General features: G+C 35.2%; 23 protein-coding genes. 12 read left to right on the top strand and 11 right to left on the bottom strand.

What is annotated here, in order from left to right:
• Window positions 1–40: 40 nt before the first annotated feature.
• Window positions 41–958, bottom strand: coding sequence for a hypothetical protein (locus tag RT445_RS11285; RefSeq protein WP_396631782.1), 918 nt, complete (start codon window positions 956–958; stop codon window positions 41–43).
• A 239-nt stretch (window positions 959–1197) separates the two neighbouring features.
• Between RT445_RS11285 and RT445_RS11280 the strand changes: the two genes are divergently transcribed.
• The gene (locus RT445_RS11280; RefSeq protein WP_312507501.1) at window positions 1198–1545 is read left to right on the top strand and encodes a VOC family protein; all 348 of its coding nucleotides are present in this window, start codon (window positions 1198–1200) and stop codon (window positions 1543–1545) included.
• A gap of 73 nt (window positions 1546–1618) precedes the next feature.
• Here RT445_RS11280 and RT445_RS11275 read toward each other — a convergent pair whose 3' ends face one another.
• Window positions 1619–1999, bottom strand: coding sequence for a hypothetical protein (locus tag RT445_RS11275; RefSeq protein WP_312507488.1), 381 nt, complete (start codon window positions 1997–1999; stop codon window positions 1619–1621).
• A 206-nt stretch (window positions 2000–2205) separates the two neighbouring features.
• On the opposite strand from RT445_RS11275, the gene RT445_RS11270 reads away from it, so the two are divergent.
• A complete protein-coding gene (locus RT445_RS11270) occupies window positions 2206–2727 on the top strand; it encodes a DUF2179 domain-containing protein (RefSeq protein ID WP_274795304.1) in 522 nt (173 codons plus the stop codon).
• A gap of 21 nt (window positions 2728–2748) precedes the next feature.
• Here RT445_RS11270 and RT445_RS11265 read toward each other — a convergent pair whose 3' ends face one another.
• Window positions 2749–4059, bottom strand: coding sequence for a DUF2252 family protein (locus tag RT445_RS11265; RefSeq protein ID WP_312507487.1), 1311 nt, complete (start codon window positions 4057–4059; stop codon window positions 2749–2751).
• 182 nt (window positions 4060–4241) lie between these two features.
• Between RT445_RS11265 and RT445_RS11260 the strand changes: the two genes are divergently transcribed.
• The gene (locus RT445_RS11260) at window positions 4242–4811 is read left to right on the top strand and encodes a YitT family protein (RefSeq protein ID WP_312507486.1); all 570 of its coding nucleotides are present in this window, start codon (window positions 4242–4244) and stop codon (window positions 4809–4811) included.
• 27 nt (window positions 4812–4838) lie between these two features.
• Here RT445_RS11260 and RT445_RS11255 read toward each other — a convergent pair whose 3' ends face one another.
• The 4 genes from RT445_RS11255 to RT445_RS11240 all read right to left on the bottom strand — a co-directional run bounded on the left by RT445_RS11255 (window position 4839) and on the right by RT445_RS11240 (window position 8754).
• Window positions 4839–5735, bottom strand: coding sequence for a DMT family transporter (locus tag RT445_RS11255; protein ID WP_312507485.1), 897 nt, complete (start codon window positions 5733–5735; stop codon window positions 4839–4841).
• A 104-nt stretch (window positions 5736–5839) separates the two neighbouring features.
• A complete protein-coding gene (locus RT445_RS11250; protein ID WP_312507484.1) occupies window positions 5840–7000 on the bottom strand; it encodes a PucR family transcriptional regulator in 1161 nt (386 codons plus the stop codon).
• Between the two features lie 160 nt (window positions 7001–7160).
• Window positions 7161–8579, bottom strand: a complete 1419-nt coding sequence (locus tag RT445_RS11245; protein WP_312507483.1) for an amidase — start codon at window positions 8577–8579, stop codon at window positions 7161–7163.
• The gene (locus RT445_RS11240) at window positions 8569–8754 is read right to left on the bottom strand and encodes a hypothetical protein (protein WP_274795312.1); all 186 of its coding nucleotides are present in this window, start codon (window positions 8752–8754) and stop codon (window positions 8569–8571) included. The genes RT445_RS11245 and RT445_RS11240 overlap by 11 nt, the downstream gene beginning before the upstream one ends.
• A gap of 293 nt (window positions 8755–9047) precedes the next feature.
• On the opposite strand from RT445_RS11240, the gene RT445_RS11235 reads away from it, so the two are divergent.
• The 4 genes from RT445_RS11235 (at window position 9048) to RT445_RS11220 (ending at window position 13141) form a co-directional block, all read left to right on the top strand.
• Window positions 9048–9929 carry an EAL domain-containing protein gene (locus RT445_RS11235; protein WP_312507482.1) on the top strand — a complete coding sequence of 294 codons (882 nt, stop codon included), beginning with the start codon at window positions 9048–9050 and terminating at the stop codon, window positions 9927–9929.
• Window positions 9907–10857 carry a GGDEF domain-containing protein gene (locus tag RT445_RS11230; protein ID WP_312507481.1) on the top strand — a complete coding sequence of 317 codons (951 nt, stop codon included), beginning with the start codon at window positions 9907–9909 and terminating at the stop codon, window positions 10855–10857. Before RT445_RS11235 ends, RT445_RS11230 begins: the two co-directional genes overlap by 23 nt.
• A 114-nt stretch (window positions 10858–10971) precedes the next feature.
• Window positions 10972–11418, top strand: coding sequence for a hypothetical protein (locus RT445_RS11225; protein WP_312507480.1), 447 nt, complete (start codon window positions 10972–10974; stop codon window positions 11416–11418).
• A 328-nt stretch (window positions 11419–11746) separates the two neighbouring features.
• The gene (locus RT445_RS11220) at window positions 11747–13141 is read left to right on the top strand and encodes an L-cystine transporter (RefSeq protein ID WP_274795316.1); all 1395 of its coding nucleotides are present in this window, start codon (window positions 11747–11749) and stop codon (window positions 13139–13141) included.
• 49 nt (window positions 13142–13190) lie between these two features.
• Here the strand turns inward: RT445_RS11220 and RT445_RS11215 are convergent, their stop codons facing one another.
• The 3 genes from RT445_RS11215 to RT445_RS11205 form a co-directional block, all read right to left on the bottom strand.
• The gene (locus RT445_RS11215) at window positions 13191–13505 is read right to left on the bottom strand and encodes a hypothetical protein (protein WP_274795317.1); all 315 of its coding nucleotides are present in this window, start codon (window positions 13503–13505) and stop codon (window positions 13191–13193) included.
• A 109-nt stretch (window positions 13506–13614) separates the two neighbouring features.
• Window positions 13615–14154 carry an SLOG family protein gene (locus tag RT445_RS11210; RefSeq protein WP_396631783.1) on the bottom strand — a complete coding sequence of 180 codons (540 nt, stop codon included), beginning with the start codon at window positions 14152–14154 and terminating at the stop codon, window positions 13615–13617.
• Between the two features lie 216 nt (window positions 14155–14370).
• On the bottom strand, window positions 14371–15516 hold the full coding sequence (locus RT445_RS11205) for a DUF418 domain-containing protein (protein ID WP_312507478.1): 1146 nt from the start codon (window positions 15514–15516) through the stop codon (window positions 14371–14373).
• 103 nt (window positions 15517–15619) lie between these two features.
• Between RT445_RS11205 and RT445_RS11200 the strand changes: the two genes are divergently transcribed.
• Together RT445_RS11200 and RT445_RS11195 are read left to right on the top strand one after the other, a co-directional pair.
• Window positions 15620–16321 carry a response regulator transcription factor gene (locus tag RT445_RS11200; RefSeq protein WP_312507477.1) on the top strand — a complete coding sequence of 234 codons (702 nt, stop codon included), beginning with the start codon at window positions 15620–15622 and terminating at the stop codon, window positions 16319–16321.
• The gene (locus tag RT445_RS11195) at window positions 16318–17967 is read left to right on the top strand and encodes a sensor histidine kinase (protein WP_274795322.1); all 1650 of its coding nucleotides are present in this window, start codon (window positions 16318–16320) and stop codon (window positions 17965–17967) included. The genes RT445_RS11200 and RT445_RS11195 overlap by 4 nt, the downstream gene beginning before the upstream one ends.
• Window positions 17968–18069: 102 nt before the next feature.
• Here the strand turns inward: RT445_RS11195 and RT445_RS11190 are convergent, their stop codons facing one another.
• Window positions 18070–18981, bottom strand: coding sequence for a TetR/AcrR family transcriptional regulator (locus tag RT445_RS11190; protein ID WP_274795323.1), 912 nt, complete (start codon window positions 18979–18981; stop codon window positions 18070–18072).
• 157 nt (window positions 18982–19138) lie between these two features.
• On the opposite strand from RT445_RS11190, the gene RT445_RS11185 reads away from it, so the two are divergent.
• From RT445_RS11185 to RT445_RS11175, 3 genes are all read left to right on the top strand, one after another.
• Window positions 19139–20653: a DHA2 family efflux MFS transporter permease subunit gene (locus RT445_RS11185; RefSeq protein ID WP_274795324.1), complete on the top strand. Its 1515-nt coding sequence runs from the start codon at window positions 19139–19141 to the stop codon at window positions 20651–20653.
• A gap of 162 nt (window positions 20654–20815) precedes the next feature.
• Window positions 20816–21835 carry a serine hydrolase domain-containing protein gene (locus RT445_RS11180; protein ID WP_313470606.1) on the top strand — a complete coding sequence of 340 codons (1020 nt, stop codon included), beginning with the start codon at window positions 20816–20818 and terminating at the stop codon, window positions 21833–21835.
• A 14-nt stretch (window positions 21836–21849) separates the two neighbouring features.
• Window positions 21850–23003 (top strand): ABC transporter substrate-binding protein (locus RT445_RS11175; protein WP_313470605.1); only part of this gene is annotated, 1154 nt, incomplete at its 3' end.

Here is a 23003-nt window from a genome sequence, read left to right as displayed (position 1 = left end):
GATTTTGAAAACATCTAAAAAATAATACGTGATGAAATACTTAGTTTATTTTATGATTATTTTTGTCACGTATAATAATTTTATATGGAATTTCCTCAATTGAAAGTTCTTCTCTTTTCAACTCTATTATCTTATCTACATACATAGTGATATGTTTTATTTTTTTATTCGATTTCCAAAACCCTTTAGGCTTTTCTAAGTCCGTTTTAATAATAATTTGTAAGGGGTCAGGGTGGAATGAATATGCAAATCCTCTATATTCTTTAAACTCCTTTTTTAATTCGTCTCTTATTGCACTAAATATAGGTTGCCATTCTTGGTCTTTAACTTTACTTTTGCTTTTTTCTTTTATGAAAACCTTTAAGTTCATATTTGTATTAGAATAAACTGAATTAGCGATAAGCTTTTCTGTTTCTTTCTTATTTATTAAGTCCTCTTTCGTAACCTCAATCATGATTCCCTTACTCGGATCAATGGATATTGAATAGTTAGCTTTATCATAACCATTCGTTTTTAATAAGTTTGAAGTTATTTTTAGTACTTCATTTAACGATTCATTTAGCTTAACATCTTCATTGCTTAATTCGTAACTATCCAATGTTACGTAGTCAACTTTGAAGTCTCTAAAACCCGTCTCGTTTGCAACATGTAAGATAATATTTTCAATAATAATCTTTTTCTTTTCTATAAAATCCTTATCTTTAGCTTGAATAGTAAATACACTGTCATCATGGGAAAAACCAATTCCGATTTGATCGAATCCTTTTTTATTAAATTCCTGAGAAATTTTCCTTAATATCTCGTTTATCTTCTCATTTTCCTTTTTAGTTTCTTCCATGCTTATAACTAAAGCATTTTCTAATTTTTCTTCAGAATTAGCAGACCTTGATTTATGATTTATCGCTACAACAATTGCAGTAATGATTATAGCTGTAAAAATAAAAATGAACTTTCTCAAATTAGTCACCTCCTAGATATTGTATGTACTTTAATACTCATTATGAACTTAATTGAAAACTTGCTGTCTTAAAAACACAAACCTCCTAGTAAGCTATCAAATATCAACATATATATTAATGAGTCGAAGACGATAGAATGAGCAACTACACCTTACAGAAACTGGTTAGTAAAGAAGGGATATGCCTTTAAAACTAGAATTTAAAGAATAACAAATAGGTTAGGAAGGAGAATATTATGATCTTAAAGGGCATTGGAGGAGTATTTTGGAGGACCAATAATTTAGAGGAAATTAAACAATGGTACAGTAAGGTTCTAAATTTGGAAATTGAAAATTGGAATGGTGCTATTATTTCACCACAGTCAGACAATCAAACGATCTTCTCTTTCTTTTCTGAAAGTGACAGCTATTTTCCAACAGAGCAACAAGTCATGTTGAATTTTCAAGTGGAAAATATAGAAGACAGTATTAAGCATTTAGAAAAAATGAAAATTCCTATTGTAATGGAAAAAATGACAAATGAATATGGAAAATTTATTTGGATTGAAGATCCAGAGGGAAGGAGAATAGAGCTTTGGGAGACTTAATTTAAAACTAACGATGTCACCACCTTTTACTTAGGTCAGGAGGTGACATTTTAGTATGTAAAAAAACTATTGTTCATTTTTTAAATGGTAGTCGCGGCTGTTCGTCTTGATAGCTAGAATAAGTCCAACCGCTATTCTCCATCTCTGAACATTGCTTATCTTTACAATAAAAAATATATGTCTGTTTATCTGTACAAACATTTACTTCAAAATAATAAGGGAATACGCCGCCTTTATTCTTATCGATACTTGTATCAATAGCGATAACTTTCTCTTGCGAAGCTATTTCTTTATATTTTTCACTTGCTACTGTTTTTTGAACCATTTCGCTTAATATAACACGTTCCTCAGCATTAGCTTCATACCATTGATCAAGCAAAAACCATTTTCCCAATATATATAAATTTGTGCTTAAGCTAATGAATAGAAAAATAATTATCATTTTCTTCCTCAATATTTTACATCCTCCTTCTTTAAATATTCTTGAATAATACCATATCACACATTGAGTGTAAAATTACACTTATACCTCATGAATTTTTATACAGTTGTTTAAAATGTTTAACATTGCTGCTTGAAGGGAATTTAAAATTAATAGAATGTAACTTTCTATTTCAACATACACTTATATATAATTACTCTCAGAAAGGTCTAGAATAAATGCAAAGTATCGTGTTAATTTTAATCCTTCAACTAGTTTATGTACCTTTTTTAACATTACGTACAATATTTTTAGTAAAGAATATTACTTTCCTTGCTGCGATATTTGGTATGTTGGAGATGTTAGTGTATGTATTTGGCCTTTCGCTCGTTTTTAGTGGAAAACAAAGTATGTTAGCTATGGGCGTTTATGCGGTTGGATTTGGATTAGGAATATTTTTAGGGGCCAAAATTGAACGTAAGCTAGCAATAGGCTATGTCTATACGACCATCAATACGCAAAATAAGAATGAGGAGCTTGTGAGATTTCTTCGTAATGAAGGGTTTGCGGTTACGATTTATATTGGGGAAGGGCGAGATAGTAATCGCTATAAATATGAAATATTAACGAAGAGGAATCGTGAGGGTGAACTCTTTCAAATAGTAGAACAGTTTGAGCCTAATGCATTTATTATCTCGTACGAACCAAAGTCATTTAAAGGTGGGTTTTTGCTTGCTCGTATGAAGGCCAAGCACAAATAAATGTGAATAGAGGGACCTCTGCTAATAGCCGAGGTCCTTTTTAAAATTGAATTTTGTTTCAACAAAGCTTTTAAATATGTCAAAGTCTGTGTAGACCATTTCCTTGTAGCTCATGGCTTGTAAGATTGTCTGCTCAATAAATATAGTACGATCTTTACCTATAGCCTTTAAAATCTCTTCCTCGCTGTGATAGGTAAAAACATGAGAATAATCGATATCAGCGCGAGCATGTATTTTGGCAGCTATTTTTCCCATAAGTGATGTTGTTGTAAAATAATCCTCTAAATCCTTATAGTTTTTAGGCTTAATCTTCTTTTTATAAGGAGAGCGTTCTCGAATATAAAATTCTTGGTTATTCATCGTGATATAGGCTAAATGAGGGTCCTCTAAATGATGCATAGCTTTTTGTGTACCCACAACACGTGCTCCTTGGTGCTCATAATGATCCCAAAATTGCTCTTGATAGGGGAGGAAATAGGCAGGAATCGCTGTACGTACTTCTTTCATTTCTAGCACTAAATCATTTTCTTCAGATGTAATTTTTTTATCTTCGACTAAAATATAGTAACGTTTTAGACCGATAGAAGCTGTGCCAGAGCCATGCTTATAAGCAATATCCTTAATTTTATAAGTTGGAAGTGCGTTTGCTATGGCACTGTATTCCTCTGAAGAGACTGGTTGAATTTCATCATTCCATAAAAAAGCTCGTTGGCCATCTTCACTCTTATATGAAATATCCTCTAAAAAAAGAGAGTGTGGACGTTTTTCAAGCTTTTTCAAAAGTTTTTTAGCAGGTCCTTTAGTATTATCCTTTGTAAACATCAGTGTTAGTGGATCATCTTTTTTGCGCTGAAACCGTTTTAGTTGATCGATATAGCTATTGAGAAAATATTGAATAGCCGTTTCTTGGGTTGCCTTATGTAAGCCTTGTTCTTCTAAATAGAGTGCAATACTGACGCTCATTCGAATAATATCGTATAAATAAGAGCCGACATAGCCCTCATCGAAATCATTGACATCAAAGACAATGGTGCCTGCTTCATTTTGAAAGGCCCCAAAGTTGTCCATATGCATATCACCTTGAATCCAAGTTGGCCTACTGTTAGGAGTATGGAAGATAGAGGTAGTCTTTGCCATATCAAAGTAAAATAGATAGGCACTTCCACGGAAAAAGCGGAATGGACTTTCTAGCATTTTGCGATATTTTTCTAGGCGCTGTGCCTCTGTTAATCTCATTCGCTGCACATCAAATTCCTCAAAGATTGTTTCTAATTGCCCTTTTCTTAAATGTATTCTAGTATGTTTAACCTGTTCTAATAAAGCATGCTCCATAAGGAACCCCCTTTTTTAAAAATCAAATTTTACTTGTATTTACGGGAAATAATTGAATAAGTTTCGAAGAAATTTAGCAAATATACTCGATAAAAATGATCATTCATCTAAGGTTATTTCATAACATGTTCGATTACCTATTTTCATACTATAAGACATGCGTAATTACGGAGGGGGGTTGTATGTATTTCTTTACAAAAAGTCTTGTCATTATAATAGGAAGTATTTCTTTGTCGTTAGGAATTAATTTATTTTTAACGCCTTATGAAATATTAGATGGAGGAGTAGTTGGATTTGCGCTAATTTTACATTATTTATATAAGCTAAAAATCGGTTTAATGATTATTGTCATTAGTATTCCCATTTTTATTATCGCTTGGTTTAAATATAGAGCCTATTTTTTCAATAGTATACATGGCTTAATAATGTCTTCCTTCATTATTGATTTATTAAAGCCTGTCCGTAATCTTGTTCAAATTGATGCGCTTTACAGTGCGATTCTTGGAGGCATTCTTGTAGGGTTTGGAATTGGTCTGATGTTGCGATTTCAGACAAGCACTGGAGGGACAGACTTAATCGCTCAATTTATCTGTGATAAAACAGGTATTAATGTGGGGATATTAATATTTTTTATCGATTCCATCGTTATTGTTATAGGCGGCTTCCTATTATCCACTTCAACCTTTCTATTATCCATTATTACCGTTTTAGTAGTAGGTATTACAACAAGCATCATTACTAGTCGAGCTTAAAAAAATAGTTCCAGTTTTAAACTGAAACTATTTTGGCGTTTGATTTTCTAGTGTTTTCATAAGCTTCTTTTTAGGATGTGCTGGTTTGACTTCGGCAATTAGTATAGCCAATAAAATGAGCACTGCGCCTACGACCATACGGCTTGTTAAAATTTCATGCAAGAAGATGACGGATAGTACCATACCGAAGAAAGATTCAGTCGATAGGATAATCGCAGCTTTAGTGGCCGTTGTGTATTGATTGGCCACATTTTGGAATAGATAAGCAATCGTCGTAGAAAAAATTCCTAGATAAATAAGAGAATAGATTGCTTCTTTTTCAAATGATGTTGGGATTTCGCCTTGGCTAATGACGACTAGAACACCTATAAGGGAGGCCGTGAGAAACTGAATAATAGTAAGAGCAATGGCATCTTCCTTTTGAACAAAAAGGTTTGTACAAAAAATATCAAATGCAAAAGCAACGGCACAAGCTAAAGAAAGTGCATCACCCACATTCATTGTCAATGAGCCCTGTAATGATAAAAAGCCAATGCCAACGATTGCCATTATCGAACCAATGATTTCATAGCCATCAATGCGGCGCTTATAAACCGCATAGGCAATTAAAGGAACAATAATAACATTTACGGCAGTTAAAAAGGCATTTTTAGAAGGTGTTGTATACTGAAGTCCGACTGTTTGAAGGGCGAATGCTATATATAGAATGGTCCCTAATAAAGCTCCTTTCCAAATAACCGATTTTGAAGCTTTTTTTAATCGAGGGCCAAATAGAACGGTTAATATAATCGAAGCTAATAAAAATCTACCAGCCATTACTTGATAAGCAGTTAAATATTCTAAGGCAATGGCTGTAATAACAAATCCACTGCCCCACACGATTGCAGTAATCAATAGCATGCCATCTGCTATGTAAGTTTTCATATGTTTCTTCCTCCTGACTTCAATAGAATAGCATAAGAGTGAAGAAAAGGTTTTGATTTTATTTCTAAATATTCAGGCGTTTTTTTGTACTTATTCCAAAGTAATTATTCGACAGTCAATTTACTATGTAATAAGTACAATTTAACGGCTGCAGCTAGGTGTTCATAAAAAACATAATCATTATCTTCTAGTGCTACTAATTGACGTATTTTAGCCATACGATAGCGAATTGTATTGGGGTGACAGAACTGTGCCACTGCGACTTCCTTAATATTTCCTTTCTTAATGATATAGGTTTTGGCAGTTTCCATTAAATCTGAATCAGCCTTATCATCAAGTAATGGGGCTAAAAAGGAATTTACGTAGTCCATTGCAAATGTTCGATCTTTACGATACAACTCAATTAATAAGCGTTCAGATGCGAGATTGTTATAATGACAGCTAGGTAGTCTATCAATTTCAGCTAAAATACTGGCAAAGAAAGCTTCGCGTAAGGCGCTGGGTAATCCTGTTTCGGTATCGTAGCTACTACTATAGCCAAAAGTGATTGTATCAGTTGGTATGGCGTATAGAGCTAACCATTCATCTAAAACTTTTTCAAATTGAAACTGCTGAGATGCATGTGTCATGATAATGAAAAGGCTTTGTTTATAGGAACAAATTAGACCCGATTTTAATAATGGTTCTAATGAAAAAATAGATTGCATCGAGCTATGATGGAGTGGGTCACTTGTACGTAAATTTGCTGCAAATACATATTTTTCAAAGGGCTTATTAAGTTGCTGTAAATTGGATTTGATTTGCTCTTGCGTAACATCTTCTTCCATTAATCTTCGTAAAATAGTTTCTAAAAAGAATGAGTAATCCTGTGTCTTGGCATAGGCCATCGTTTCTAAAATAATTTTTTCAAAAAATTCATCTCCACCGAATCTAAGTATAGGGAAATTTTGCTCTTCAGCGTAAGTCAAAACTTCTTCAGGCAAGTCCTTGAAAATGACAGGCTTATAAGCTAAGGCACTCGCCCCTAGCTCAATCAAATTTTTGACAGCATTTAATAAATACTCTGGTTTTTGTTTTGCAAACAATAAACTACTTAAAACAACACTATGGGGCGTGAAAATCGTATCTCGAACATGGGGTATGTCCGGTGAAAATTCAAAGTCTAAAATTTCCACATTTTGAACAGCTTTATGCAAACCGTTGTGCCCAGCTACAACGGTGAAATCCTTAGTAATCGGTAATTGTAAAAAATTCTCTACATTCATGAGTACATCATTGCCTTTCCTATAGTAAGCTTCTAGCTTCTATTATAGAATTACTTGTTTATAAAAAACCATTAGTATTCACACTTGCTTGTATCCACCAAAAAAATCTGCTCATTCAGGGTATCCCGTGAAGTGAGCAGATTTTTTTCAAAACTATCTTTTAAATATTAATAAAAATATTCGGCTTTCTATTTCGTAATGGGTTAGTTTGTTCAACTGCATATCCTACATTTAATATACGTCCTTCTTTAAAGGCAGGCCCTATAATTTGTAAGCCAATTGGTAAGTTCCCTTTGAAGCCGCAAGGAACGGAAAGTGCAGGTAATCCTGTTAAGTTGCTAGGGCCAGTAAAGCGAATAATATTATCAATTAAATCCACTTTTTGACCATTCAACTCTGCGAAATCATCGCCAATCGTACTTGCCACAACTGGTAGGGTAGGGGTAATGAGTACATCTACCTCATTAAAAATTTCAGTAAACTCTTGCTTAATTTGACGTCGTACCTGTTGAGCTTGTAGGTAATCAACTGCAGAAGGTAATTCACCAAGCTCAAATAGTAGACGTATATCATCCCCAAAATCTTGTGGTCGCTTTTGTAAATCTGAATGGTGTATAGCTGCTGCCTCTGAAAGGGAAGTAACAAGCTCCGCCCATTCTGCATATTGTAAAGAAGGAATTCGGACCACTTCTACTTTTGCACCTTGATCCACTAAGCTTTGAATGCTTGCTCGTACAGCTTTTTCCACTTCAGCATCCACATTTTTAAAGAAGTATTCTTCATTAATTCCAATCACTAAATCCTTAATATCTCCAGATAATTGCTGCACATAGTCGTCCGTTGGGACATCAATGCAAGTAGGGTCTCGATGGTCAAAGCCAGCAATGACTTCAAGCAAGCCTGCTGCATCCTTTACGGTCTTTGTCATTGGACCAATATGATCTAAGCTCCATGCTAAAGGATAACAGCCATATTTACTTACACGACCGTGTGTAGGTTTTAACCCAACTATGCCACAAGCAGAAGAAGGAATTCGAATGGAGCCTGCTGTATCCGTCCCTAGTGAAGCTACGCTTGCCCCAGCCGCAACAGCTGCTCCAGAGCCTCCGCTTGAACCACCAGGAATTTTATCTAAATCCCATGGGTTGCGAACAGGTCCGTAATGAGGGTTGTTATTGGTAATGCCCCATGCGTATTCATGCATGCTTAATTTTCCGGTGAATATAACGCCAGCGTCTCGAAGCTTTTCAACAACTGTTGCATCATAATGAGAAACGAAGTCCTTATGAATTTTTGAGGACATCGTTGTTATTTTATCTTTAAAATACAAGTTATCCTTTAAGGCCATAGGAATTCCATGATACATACCTTTATAGTGGCCTTGGAGAATCTCCTGTTCAATTTCTTTTGCCTTTGCTAATGCTTCTTCCCGATAAAATGCCATATAGGAATTAATTTTCGGCTGACTTTCCTCAGCAAAGTCTAAAATAGCTTTTGTTAATTCCACGGGGGAGAGCGTCTTCGATGCAAGTAAAGGTGCCAGCTCTTCAACGGATTTTAAATGTAAATCAGTTGTCAATATGATCACCTCCAGGAATATTACGTACAGCGATATCTGCATCATCAATCGCAATACCTTCTAAATTGCTACGAAGTGACTGCATACCTTCCCAGCGTGTTTTTAATAGTTCAAGGTGTTCAGATTTCGGTGTAATTCCTTTGTTCTCCAATAATTGTTGAATAGACAAGCTCATTAACAGGATCCTCCCTTGAATAATTTTTTATCTAAATAGGTTTCCCTATAAAGATCGATCAGGTAAAAGCACAAAAAAATATAATAGGTAATATAAACCTATTATTACAATCATACACTAATAATGGATTATATCAATAAATCATTTTTAATATATTGAATATTATGAAAAATGTATTATGAGAAAATATCTCAAAGTATAGTACGGGGCTTACACTTTTTACATACCATTCACAGTCTGTTTACAATAAAAGGGTACAATGAACCATAATAACCAATTGAAGAGGTGCAAGAATGGAGTCTACAATGGGACAAAGTATAAAAACAAGGAGTATATTTTCCTTTTTAAAATATTTATATGGGCTACATCAAAGAAATTCATTATATATGAAACGTTTAAAAGCGTTGAAACATATTATTCAGCATAATGATTTACATACATATTTCCAACCTATTGTAGATTTACAGTCAAAGCAAACGATGGGGTTTGAAGCATTAAATCGCCCAGTTCCATCAGTATTATTTAATAGTGTGGATCAGTTCTATGAGTTTGTTGGGCAAACAGATTGTGTTTTTTTATTTGAGTGTTTTTGTAGGAATCTTTCCTTACAGCGTTTCAAGGAGCGTATGCATAAAGATGTGAAGGATACGAACTTCTTAGTATTTCTTAATATACACCCGAATGTGTTAGTAGATAAAAAATATCACAGTGGAGAAACGCTACAATTACTTAAGGAGCTGGGCATTAAACCTCAGCAGGTAGTATTTGAATTAACAGAGCGCAGTGCTGTAATAGATTTTGAGGAATTCGAACGGGTGTTGTCACATTATCGATCACAAGGTTATCGCATTGCAGTAGACGATGTAGGCTCAGGTTATAATAGCTTGAAAACTCTTATTTATTTAAAGCCAGAATTTATTAAACTTGATCGTTCGTTAATTCAATTTATCGATCAAAATAGCGAGCAGCAACAGCTCGTTACCTTATTGATGAAATATGCTGAACAGGTGAAAACAAAAATTATCGCTGAGGGAATTGAACGACAAGAAGAGCTTGATTATCTGCATCGTATAGGCATTCATTATGCACAAGGTTATGCGATAGGAAAGCCATCAAAGGAAATACATTTGGGAAAAATAAGGGTGGGTGACCATGAAGATAGGGGAAGTCATTGAAAAGGTTCCGTGTATTGATGAATTTGTGAAAAATAACGAAGTAGATGTACTTTTTATGAGTAATCCTTCATTGCGAAGCATTGTAGTAGTTCGTGATGAAAAACCAATTGGACATATTACACGTACACATTTCTATCAAAAAATTGGTACTCGCTATGGCTATCATTTATTTATGGGACGCCAAAATCAACTTATCATGAAAGAAAACCCTTTAATTGTAGATCGTAATACACCAATTACTGAAGTGAGTACACTAGCTATGTCTAGACCTCCTGAAGATTTATATGATGATGTCGTTGTCACAAAAAATAACTTATATGATGGTTTAGTTAGTATTCGAGAGTTACTATTAAAGCTTGTTGATACACAAGTAGCCATTGCAAGCTTCTTAAATCCTTTAAGTAGCCTTCCCGGGAATAAATTAATTGATGAAAAGCTAGAGGAAGCATTACAGCTATCACAATATAGCTTAATCTATTTTGATTTAGATCATTTTAAATCCTATAATGACACATATGGTTTTAATAAAGGTGATAAAATTTTAATGTATTTAACAGATATACTAAAAAGACATATCTGTGGGATGGAAGATTTTTTAGGGCATATCGGTGGCGACGATTTTGTTGCCATTCTACCTCATTATGAAGTAGAAAAGATTTGTCAAAAGATTATAGATGACTTTGATGCCAATATTGTAAGTTTTTATGATATTGAGGATTTAGTATGTATTCAAGTGGCCAATAGAGCAGGTGAACTAGAACCTTTAACATGTACGACCTTATCTATCGCCGTTATTACAAACGAATATCAGTATTTTAATTCCGTTGAACAATTGTCCAATGCGGTCACACATATCAAAAAGCAGTGTAAAAAAATCGCAGGAAGCTGTTACCTCATTAATAAACAACAAACCTACTTCGTCCATTAACTTAGTGCATTTTGCTAGGTTTATTGCTGGAGCTTTACTATGAATTTTTAAAAGCTTAGATGTAAAATATATGAATTTTTGAATAAAGTTTCTATATAAAAGGGGGGTTTTTAGATGGACTTAAGAAGACTGCATATTTGGCAGCCTATTACTTGCTTGGAGAGGGCTCAAGTCGTTAATGCTACATTAAATTATACAGATTTAGGGTTATCCTTAACATTAATAGATCGAAACAATACGGAAGTTGATATTATTTATGATAAGATTTCCCCAATTCAAGATTACGTTTGGTCATTCCGCTACACTGGAGAAATCCCTCGATCTGATTTAGTGCCCTTAGTCGATGAAGCATTGCAACAAGAAAATGCTATAAATTTTTCAGCAGAATGGTTTTATAAAATGAGCCATTCAGATTATATAGCATGGTTTGACCAACTTCCCTGGATTGGGAGCAAAGAAATTCCTCACGTTGAACATCATATTTATTGTTTTAATGATGGTGTTTTTGACATAATTAGCGACTATGAACCGAGATTTGTCATTAGAAATGAAGCGATATAAGTAAACCTATAATGCTGCCTCTAGACTGTTAGTTTTTATAACAATCTAGGGGCCATTTATCATTTGTCACCAAATGTAGTACCAGTGACTAAACTATCTATACAATCGCCTGCACATATGCTGATGATCTTGGTTTGTTAAATGTCTTTTATAATAAAGCGTCAGGAGCAAAAGGATGATTGTGATTCATTTTTTGAGGGTATAATCATAGGCAAAGAACCATTTCCTTTAGGAATTTATTAATCTTAATAAAACATACTTGAATTATAGGGATTATGGGTATATAATTCGATTACATTAATAATAAAACATCTTAGGAGGCATTCCATTGTCGAATTTACAAATCATTCTTAACGTAGCAGTGTTGCTTGTGTTCGTTGGAATTTTATTTATTATGAATAAAAAACACGTCAAATTTTCAAATCGTGTTTTTGCAGGCTTAGGTTTAGGGATTGTACTTGGCCTTGGACTTCATTTTATCTATGGTATAGATTCTGAAGTACTAGCCAAAACAACTTCTTGGTACAATATTATAGGTACTGGGTATGTTAAACTGCTACAAATGGTTGCAATGCCTTTAGTATTCATCTCCATTTTAATTGCCTTTACAAAAATGAAAATTGGCAAAAACTTTGGGAAAATGGCAGCTCTTATTTTAGCCATTTTAATTGGTACAACAGCCGTTTCGGCAGCAGTAGGTATTCTTTCTGCAACGGTATTTGATTTAGATGCAACACATATTTTACAAGGTGAAGCAGAAACAGCTCGAGGACAATATCTTGAGGAAAAAACAACTGGCTTAGCAGCACCGGATTTACCAACTCAAATTGTTGAGCTATTCCCAGCAAATCCCTTCCTTGATTTAACTGGAGCTCGTTCAACATCAACAATTGCTGTAGTAATTTTCTCAGCATTCCTTGGTTTTGCTTACTTACGTGTGGCACGTAAAGATGAAGGGACAGCAGCTACAATTAAAAAAGGCTTAGATGCTATTTATGCACTAGTAATGGGTGTTGTAACAATCATTTTACGTTTAACACCATATGGAATTTTAGCTATTATGGCTCGTACGGTTGCAACATCAGATTTCGGTGCCATTTATAATTTAGGTAAGTTTGTGATTGCTTCTTATGCGGCGCTAATAATTGTTTTCTTAGTACATTTATTAATCCTAACATTAAGTGGATTAAACCCAGTTACGTACGTGAAAAAATCAGCGGAAACATTGTTATTTGCCTTTACATCACGTTCAAGTGCTGGTACTTTACCAATGAACATTAAAACGCAAACAGGCCGTCTTGGGGTATCTGAAGGTATCGCAAACTTCTCAGGTTCATTTGGTTTATCAATCGGCCAAAATGGCTGTGCTGGAGTATACCCTGCTATGTTAGCGATTATGATCGCACCTACAGTAGGTATTAATCCTCTTGATCCTGTGTTCATTATTACAGTCATCGCAGTAGTAGCCGTTAGCTCCTTTGGTGTAGCAGGTGTTGGTGGTGGTGCAACATTTGCAGCGATCCTTGTACTTTCAGCTCTTGACTTACCAGTTGCACTTGCAGGTGTATTAATCTCTGTTGAGCCTTTAATCGATATGGGACGTACAGCTTTAAATGTAAGTGGTTCAATGACTGCTGGTGTTACAACAGCACGTATTACAAAAGAGCTTGATACAGAAATGTATAATAATAAAGAATTAGGTGCGCAAGTAGCAGACCTATAACATAAAAAAAAAGCCCCTTTAAAAGAAAAATTTTAAAGGGGCTTATGTTTTATATTATTTTTACATAAAAATCTTTACCATTAATTATCTCAGCTATCTCAATATTATAATGTTGTTTATAGTATTCATAAATATTGTAGGCTAAACCGGAGTGTCCATTTAAATAGGTTCCCTTTTTAATCTCTTTACGCGGATTATGGAAATCGAAATATAAGCGTGAATCATTGCTCATCGTATTTAAAATAGCTGAAAATTCCTGTTCCTCAATATGAATTCCACGTGTATACCGACATTCTCTACGATACGTATCGTGAGTGACATTAACAGGAGAAGCTTCAAGAACCATTTCAATATGTTTATTCAAATGATACAGCTCCTTTCAATTTATTGGTAGCATTCATGAAAATAGTAGGCTACAAAAAGGAATAACTAATTATAGTATATAATTGTCAGAAAATTATAGCAATATTTTTCTACCAGTCTTGCTGTTGTATTTCTTCAGCTATCACCTGTAAATCATAGGCGTTTATTGTTAAAAGAGAATAGTCATGAGATTCCATATATTTTTCTGCAAGACGTTTAATGTACTTTGGAGAACCTTCATTTTCTTCATCGTAAATTAATAAAAGACCGTCAGTATTTTGAATAATAAATTTATCCTTCTCAATAAATTGCCAAGGTGCTTCGTACGGTTTTTTGGTCACGCTTGTAACAAAATCGGCTTGGGCAATTAATGCTTGATACTTTTCCTTTTTAGGGTCTTGCCAATTCTTCTCCTGCTCTAAAAAGGGCGTTATAACGGCATATTTTAAATTTGGATATTCCTTTTTTAGCATTAAAACAACTTCAGCACTCCAAGATTCGACGCCCTGCTGTCCACTAATAATAACCCATTCCAGTCCTTCATCCAGTAGTGTACGTAAACGAGCTTCTAGAGCCTTTTTTATAATGACAATGCCAGGGTGTTTATCATTAAAAATACCAAGTTCATGTGGCTTATAGCCAGTAATCATCATACGCTGTAACAACAAAATGCCCCCTAAGCTGTATAGTTGTAGTACTTACTAGTATACAGTAGGGGGCAAATGAAAATGAAATCTAATGTGTAATTTATTTGAATGCAAATAGTGTTAAAATTACTGCTACAGTCGCACAAATACCCAAAAACCACCATGAGTCTGTAAAGTCTTCTTTAGAGTCACTATTCATAAAAATAATTCCTTTCTATTTTAGTCTTGTTTTACCTGCCCAGACCAAGACCAATTTGTCCATATCCGTAAAATTGTTTCAAATGGACCACGTTTAAATTTCTTTAAATAGGCTAGGCTGAAAACACATTGCAAGCTATACACAACGATTCCAAATAGGATACCGCCAAAAACGCCTAGTTTGCCGTATAATCCAAGGCCATAGCCATAAAAAACAGTTGTACAAATAATGGTTTGTAGTAAATAATTGGTTAATGACAGTTTGCCTACGCTCTCGAATGCAGGAGCAAGCAGTTGAACAGGGCGTGTTTTATAAATCAATGCTGCAAGGCAGACATAGCCAATCGCTAATAATTGCGAGCCACCCATTAATAAAATGGAAGAAAAAGCATTTTCTATAAAACTAACACTTTTACATACAAGTCCAATAGGAACGAGGAGAGCACCTAGTTTATACCATTTCATTTCCTTATCCATCTCCACAAAGGCTTGCTTCTTAGCAAGTGCCATGCCGAAAAGGAATAGTGGTGCGTAGAACATTGGTGTAAAAATTAATAAAATAAAGATGAACGCCGGATCTTCCATTCCTGGTGGTTCTACATTTGCACGGAAATCAAAAATCTCTAAATAGTTTCCATTAGCGTAGATAGCATCTGCTTGTTCAATGTAAGTATCTAGCTCCTTTTGTTCCTTTTTAGATACTTCCATAGAGCCGTATGTTAACGCTGTTGTTAGTACTAAAAGGATACCAGCCCATATTAATAGAGTTTTTGGCTTACGATTAATAAAAGGAATCAAGAATAAAGTCATACAGCCATAAGAAAACAGAATATCGCCTTCCCATAAGAAGATGGAATGAAGTAAGCCAAGAGAAATTAAGCCTGTTGCACGGCGTAAAATAGACCAGCGGCTTTTATTCTTTTTTCTGCGGATGGATTCAATTAATTTAATAAGCGAGAAGCCAAATAAAATGGTGAAAATGGGCATAAACGAGCCTTCAATTACAATTTTCACAAAATATAAAGCTCCGTTATCTAAGGTAGAAAGATTTTTTAATTCATCTTTGCCATACATCCCAAACTGGAAAATCAGCAAATTTGCCATTAAGATGCCAAATAAACTAAATCCACGCATTGTATCAATGAAGGTAACACGATTAGTTGTCATTGCGTTTTATCTCCTTAATTGGTTATCTTATACATATAATAGTTGAGGAAGCTTATGGTGAAATAATGACTACCTTAAAGTAATCTTAAAAGTAGGTGGAAAAATGCAGGAAGCATCAATTTTAGTGTTAGAGGACGAACGTGCAATTGCCGAAATGATTGAAATTATTTTAAGAAAAGAAGGAATTGCCAATATAACATTATGCAACACGATAGAAGAGGCAAAAAACGAGATTAATACTAAACCATTTGATTTCTATCTATTAGATATCATGCTACCAGATGGTAGTGGGTTGGATATCGCACATATCATTCGAGAGAAAAGTGATGCCCCTATTTTTTATTTAACAGCAAAAAGCAGTGACGCCGATAAGCTCCGAGGTTTTATGAATGGTGCAGATGATTATATTACAAAACCATTTAACCCATTAGAACTTGTGGCAAGAGTGAAGGTACAGCTAGTACGTTATATGAAGAAAAAGAATGTTCAAGAAAATCACATTTTTACTTGTAGCCGTTTTACATTCGATATTGACGCAGCAGAGATTCAGGTAGATGGCGTAAAGGAAATGATTAGTGGCCGCTTATTTCATTTATTAAAATATTTATGTGATAATGCAGGGCAAGTGTTATCAAAGGAACAAATATACGAGAGTGTGTGGGGAGATTGCTTGTTTGATGATAATACAGTAATGGTACATATACGCAAACTACGTGAAAAAATCGAAAAAAATCCTGGAAAGCCAACATGCATTATAACGGTCCGAGGCATTGGTTATAAACTTGTTGGGGATGTTTCTTCATGAAGCCTGCTGGAAAATTAACACTCCGTTTTGTTTCATATTTCATCATATTTTATCTCTTAATTATTTCAGGCTTTATTATGAGCTTGGTATTTTTCGCCATCTTTATTAATGATCGTGTTGGTGACAATATTCATGTTATGAGCTCCTTTGAAATTGAAGATGATGCTGTTGTTGAAAAAGGACAAACGGTTAAAATAGCGGATTACTTAGTGAAGCGAGCAGAGGAAAACGTAGGACAGCTATACTTATTTGATCAATCCATGACCATTGTTGATTACACAGGAGATAGTTGTGAATTATGTGGAAAGTCCGATAGCGAAATATTAGCATTGAAACAACCGGGTATGCATACATGGGAACTCCCGAATTACTACTTATTATTTATTCCGACTTCGCCTGTTCAACCTTTGTTTGAAGAGGCCTTCGAAAATTGGGTTTCAACAGGGGACATTTCTGCCGTAACCTTGCAACGTTTAAAAGAAAATAAGGCGAGTGTTGAAATCTATGACGAACAATGGAATCGGACGGATGTCATAGGAAAGCGTTATGATAAGCTGAAGAAGCCGCAATTACTCGAGGAAAAATATGATATTTTCGAGCATGAGGAGCTTACACAAAGCGTAGCCCTAGCTGATGATGCCACTTTTGTTGTGCGAATGCCTAACCCATCCTATAAGCCATTTGAAGAGCCCTTTAATAAGGCGATGGTATTGTTTGTTTCTATATTCTTCGGTGGGCATATTATTTTGATACTCGGCGTGATCTTTTTATCCATTAGTATTTCACGGCAATTTGTGCGACCACTCGTTTATGTTATTTCGCGTATTGAGCGACTGACACAATTTGATTACAGAGAAATAAGTGATAAAAAAATTCATCATAACAAAACGGGGAAGCTCAAGCGGAAATTTAAACTGTTCCAGCCTGTAGAGGAATCACTCAATCATTTATCTGAACGACTTAATTCAAATGAAAGACAGATCAAGCACGCAGAGCAATTACGTGAAGAGTGGATAACGGGCTTATCACATGATTTAAAGACGCCGTTAAGTTCAATTTATGGCTATTCCACAATGCTGGCATCGGAAGATTATGAGTGGACCAAGGATGAGATGCGTATTTTTGCACAAACGATGCAAGAAAAGGCGACCTATATGGATGCGCTCATTCAAGATTTAACCTATACGTATCAATTAAAAAATAAGGCCATACAGCTGGATGAAGTATTACTGCCGTTAGCAGCATGGTTACCACAGTTTGCAGATGAGCAGGTAAGTGTGAAAGTTTATGGGGATGTATTGCTGCAAGCAGATGAGCTTTTACTCAAGCGAATTATGGATAATTTAATTACCAATGCGAAAAAGTATACGCCCGAAGGCACAAAAGTAATTGTAGAGGCACAACATACTGGTAAAGAAGTGATGCTAACCATTGCTGATCGAGGTCCTGGCATTCCTCAGGAGGAGCTTGATAATTTATTCGAGCGTTATTATCGTGGTACTAATACGACTGACGATATAACGGGAACAGGACTAGGACTAGCCATTACAAAACAGCTCATTGATTTGCATAATGGCACCATTAGTGTTCGTTCTGGCCAAGGTGGAACTATTTTCGTTCTGAAATTTCAATGCCACGAAGGCTGATTTTCATGCAATCCAAAGACATAAAAACCATGAAGTTGAATCTTAGAGTATATTTCATCATAGTAAAGAGGTATCAAGAATTTTTGATACCTCTTTTTGTATTTATTTATTTTTCGTACAGCGCTCAGCTGGTTGTTCAATTTTTACATAGCGCCACAAGTTATTGGCGATGTCGCGGGCTTCTGCGATATGTTCTGTGCCGACAAAAGCCTTACGGAAAGGTGTAAGAAGTGATTCAATAATAAAAAGTTTTGGCTTTTCGCTCTGTAGTTCCTCTAATAAGAATTGAGCATATTCTAAACCTTCCATTGTTTCGTTTTTCGATAATCCCTTCGTAAACCCCCGTAATTGTTCAATAACCATTTCCTTTGTAACCGTTTTATAGTTCACCACATTTTGAATGGTATTGATCATTTCAACACTTACGATGATTTCTTTCGATTCAAGCATAGTGGGTATAATTACGCTTATATTGCGCAATGCTACACGTACAATGGCTTCTCGATTGATATATTTATAATCGGCAATAAAGACGGCACGCAGTGTAAGGTTAATCATTCCAAGCGTTTGTACAGCACACTCATAGCTAATAGGGCTAATCTCTTCGCCAAAGACTTGTACTAGCCGATTGGCAAGCCATTCCAATTCTTGTAAATGGTAGTTGATAATGATTTTTTTTAGTTCTTTATCTCTTGATTGGAAAATGGATTCAAAAATTTGTATTAAATTATGTTCCCGATTGACATACATGAGTACAGCAACTTGCTGTGTCAATACTTCTAAATCTGTTGGATCCTTACCATATATAAGTTCATGGCGGCGATTACTTGCTTCCTCTCGTCCTTCGTCTAAAATGGCGATTAAGCATTCGTTCTTTGAAGTAAAGTGATTATAAAATGTACCTTTCGAAATCTTGGCCGCATTGATGATGTCGTTAATCGATGTATCTAGAAAACCTTTTTCAATAAAAAGTTCACGGGCTGCTGTAATAATCTGTCTTTTTCTTTTGTTCATGACCTCACCTTTTTTATAGTATTATACTCTTATTCTACACTTAAAAAGCCCATATATCAACGTTTGTAAAAAATATAAACTTATTTGTTGAAAAAAGTAGACTACGAGTATAAAATAAGTTTTATCGTAAAACACAAGAAAGAATTGAGGGATATAAATGAATAGTGAGCAAACAATGAAGAAGCCCCCTTATGGCATGATAGCTATTCTATTTGTGGGTGCTTTTGTTGCTTTTCTAAACAACACATTGCTGAATGTGGCATTACCAACAATCATGAAAGATTTTGGAATAACATATTCAAAGGTACAATGGCTAGCAACAGGTTATATGCTAGTAAGCGGTATTTTAGTTCCTGCTTCAGCATTTTTTGTGACACGCTTTAAAAATAGACATCTATTTATAGTAGCGATGTCCGTCTTTACAATAGGTACAATTATGGCAGGCTTCGCACCAAACTTTGGTGTGCTTCTAGCAGGTCGTATGGTGCAGGCAGCCGGTGCATCAAGTATGTCACCACTTTTAATGAACGTTATGTTAACAAGCTTCCCGAAAGAAAAACGTGGGGCTGCGATGGGTATATTTGGTCTAGTTATGATTATGGCGCCAGCAATCGGTCCTACATTATCAGGGTACATTGTTGAGCATCATGATTGGCGTATGCTTTTCCAAATGATTATTCCTTTTGCTTTAATTAGTTTATTATTTGGTGTTTGGAAATTAAGAAACGTGATGGAGACACGTGAAGTTCACTTAGATTTCCTTTCAGTACTTTTATCAACAGTTGCCTTCGGTGGTATTTTATACGGCTTTAGTACAGCAGGGGATAAAGGCTGGTCAAGTCCATGGGTATATGGCACAATTACAGTTGGTTTCATCGCATTAATTATTTTCGTTGTTAAACAGCTGAAAATGGATGAACCATTGTTAGAATTACGTATTTATAAATATCCAATGTTTGCATTAGGGTCTGTCATCTCCGTCATTGTCTCTATGGCGATGTTCTCAGGGATGATTTTAACACCAGCTTATGTGCAATCTATTCGTGGTATTGAACCATTTGAAGCAGGCTTGATGATGCTTCCAGGGGCACTTGTAATGGGGATTATGTCACCAATCACAGGTAAGCTTTTCGATAAATTTGGTCCACGAGTGCTGGCTATTACTGGTTTAGTCATTACGACGATTGCAACATTTGGTTTAACAAAATTAGAAATTGATTCAAGTTACACATATATCGTATCGATGTATACAATTCGTATGTTCGGTATGTCAATGGTTATGATGCCAATTATGACAAACGGGTTAAATCAACTACCACAAATTATGAATCCTCATGGTACAGCTATTAACAATACATTACAGCAAGTATCAGGAGCAATCGGTAGTGCGATCCTAGTTACATTTATGAATAATCGTACAAAAGTAAAAGCTGAAGAATTAGTTGCAGAAGCAAAAGCTAATGCTGCACAATCAGGTGCGGCACCAACACCAGAGCAAATGCAACAAATGCAAGATCAAATTATGCAAAATGCGCTATTAGATGGAATCACGCACTCCTTCTTAATTGCAGCAGGCATAACAGTAATTGCGGTAATTCTTGCGTTCTTCTTAAAGCGTGTAAAAGTTGAAAGCGCAGCATCTTCAATGGATTTAAAAAAATCAACTAAATAATTCATAGAATTCCCATTAAGTAATCATTTACTTGGTGGGGATTTTTTATTGCTCAATTTTAAAAAAAAATTTTAGGATTTTTGTTATTTTTCATCATTTAATTTTATATGATGATAATAAAATTTACTGAAAATTTAGATATTTACACAATGAGGTGTTTGCTTGATAGATGCATATATCAATGAATTAGTGCAAGAAAAGAAAATTCCAGGTGCCGTATTAATCGTTCAAAAGAAGCAAAGAAGGATGTTAACAAGCAGTTATGGAGCTTATACAGGTGAAGATGATAGAGAGCTAGCCATTGAAACCGATACGTTGTTTGATTTGGCTTCCCTAACAAAGATTGTTGCAACTTTACCAGCAATATTATTGTTGATGAGCCAAAATCAATTAATGTTAAATAGGCCAATTCAATTTTTCCTACCAGAGTTTAAATTCTCTACTATTACAATCCAACACTTGCTACAGCATTGCTCCGGTCTGCCGGCAGACTTAACCCCGGTAGTGGAAAGACATCATAAGCGCGACATCATGAAGGAGATATTTGCAAGTGAAGTTGTATGTCAGCCAAATGAACAAGTGTTATACAGCGATTTAGGAATGATTTTATTAGGAAAGGTAATTGAAAAAGTAACTGGAAAGTCTCTAAAAGGTTTTGTAGAGCAAGAAATTTTTATACCATGGGGCATGCATCGAACTTGTTTTCAACTACCGAAGCATAATAGAGGACTTGCAGCAGCAACAGAAAGAGTATCCGGTAAATTTGTACAGGGGATTGTACACGATGAAAAAGCGCTGTTACTAGATGGAATTGCTGGTAGTGCAGGTTTATTTTCTTGTGCAGAGGATTTAGCAAAGTATGCGGAAATTTGGGTAGGAACCAGGCAACAAAATGTAATACCGTATCAATGGCTCAAGCTGGCCTATACAGAAGTGTTTAGAAATAGAGGATTAGGATTTGAAGTATGGATGGGGGAAGATTCAACATTTTGTTTTGGCAGGAGGTGGAGCAAGGGCTCATTTGGTCATACAGGATTTACAGGCACAAGTATTTGGATGGACCCTGTTCACCAGGGATTTGCTATTTTTCTAACGAATGCGGTGCATTATGGGAGGAAAACAAGCATGAGAAGCATTCGGGAGAGGCTTCATACGATGATTTATGAAAAATTACTGATATGAAGGGTGGAACGGACATGAGACAAAAGAGTAAATGGTTATTACCGTTTCTTTTATTATTCGTTGTAGCTTTAGTAGGCTGTAACTCTGATGAGGAATCAACGAGCTCCACAACACCTAACAAGGAGGAGGAACCGAAAACAGAAGAAGTTTCGCTAACTATAGGGAGTTGGCGGACAGAGGATGTTGCTAAATATGAAAAAGTCATTGCTTTATTTAATGAACAACATCCTGATATACACATTTCATTTAACCCAACTAAAAATACAGAATATAACACAGTCCTCAATACAGCTTTACAGGCTGGTGAAGGGCCGGATATTTTTCACTTACGGCCATATGCAGCTGGATTAAAGCTTGCTGAAGCAGGTTATGTTGAGAAAATTAATGATTTAAATGGATTAAGTGCATTCCCTGAAGAAGCATTAATGGCTTCTCGTGATGAACAAGGGAATCAATATGGTGTACCGATTAATTTAAGCTCAACTCAATTTTTCTATAATAAAAAGATCTTTGAAGATAACAATCTTGTAGTTCCATCTACATGGGAAGAATTCATAGCATTAAATGATCAATTATTAGAAAAGGGTATTACACCAATAGCAATGGGTACAAAGGAAGGTTGGTTATTGTCGTTGCTACACGGTATTATAGGTCCAGCAATTTATGAAGGAAATGACTTCTATCAAGCTGTACTTGCGGGAGAAAAAGATTTTACGGATGCGAAATTTATCGAATCGCTTCAAGTAATGAATGACTTGAAAAAGTATTTCCCAGCCAATTCTGAAGGATTAGGAATGGATGATATTCGGACATTGTTTGCTTTAGAAGATGCAGCAATGTTTCCGCTAGGTAGTTGGGAAATTCCTGTTGTGTTAGAAATGAATCCAGATTTAGAGTTAGGCTATTTCCCAATTCCTTCAAAAGAGGGCAATAAAACAGTAACAACTTGGGTAGACGGCTCATTTGCAATTAATGCAAATTCAAAAAATAAAGAAGCAGCGAAGCTATTCCTAGAGTTTTTAACAACGAAGGAATTTGGTGAGTTATTTGTGAAGGAATTTTCTATGATTAGTGCTATTCCGGGCATTACCTCTGATGATGCATTACTAAATGACATTAGTAATTCGACTACAAATGAAGCAACACCATATATGTGGGTAACTAATTT

The organism is Lysinibacillus sp. (assembly GCF_032093475.1).
GTDB classification, from domain to species: domain Bacteria; phylum Bacillota; class Bacilli; order Bacillales_A; family Planococcaceae; genus Lysinibacillus; species Lysinibacillus irui.
The sequence above is the reverse complement of the archived record's forward strand: the minus strand, read 5'-3'. Positions and strand labels throughout refer to the sequence as shown.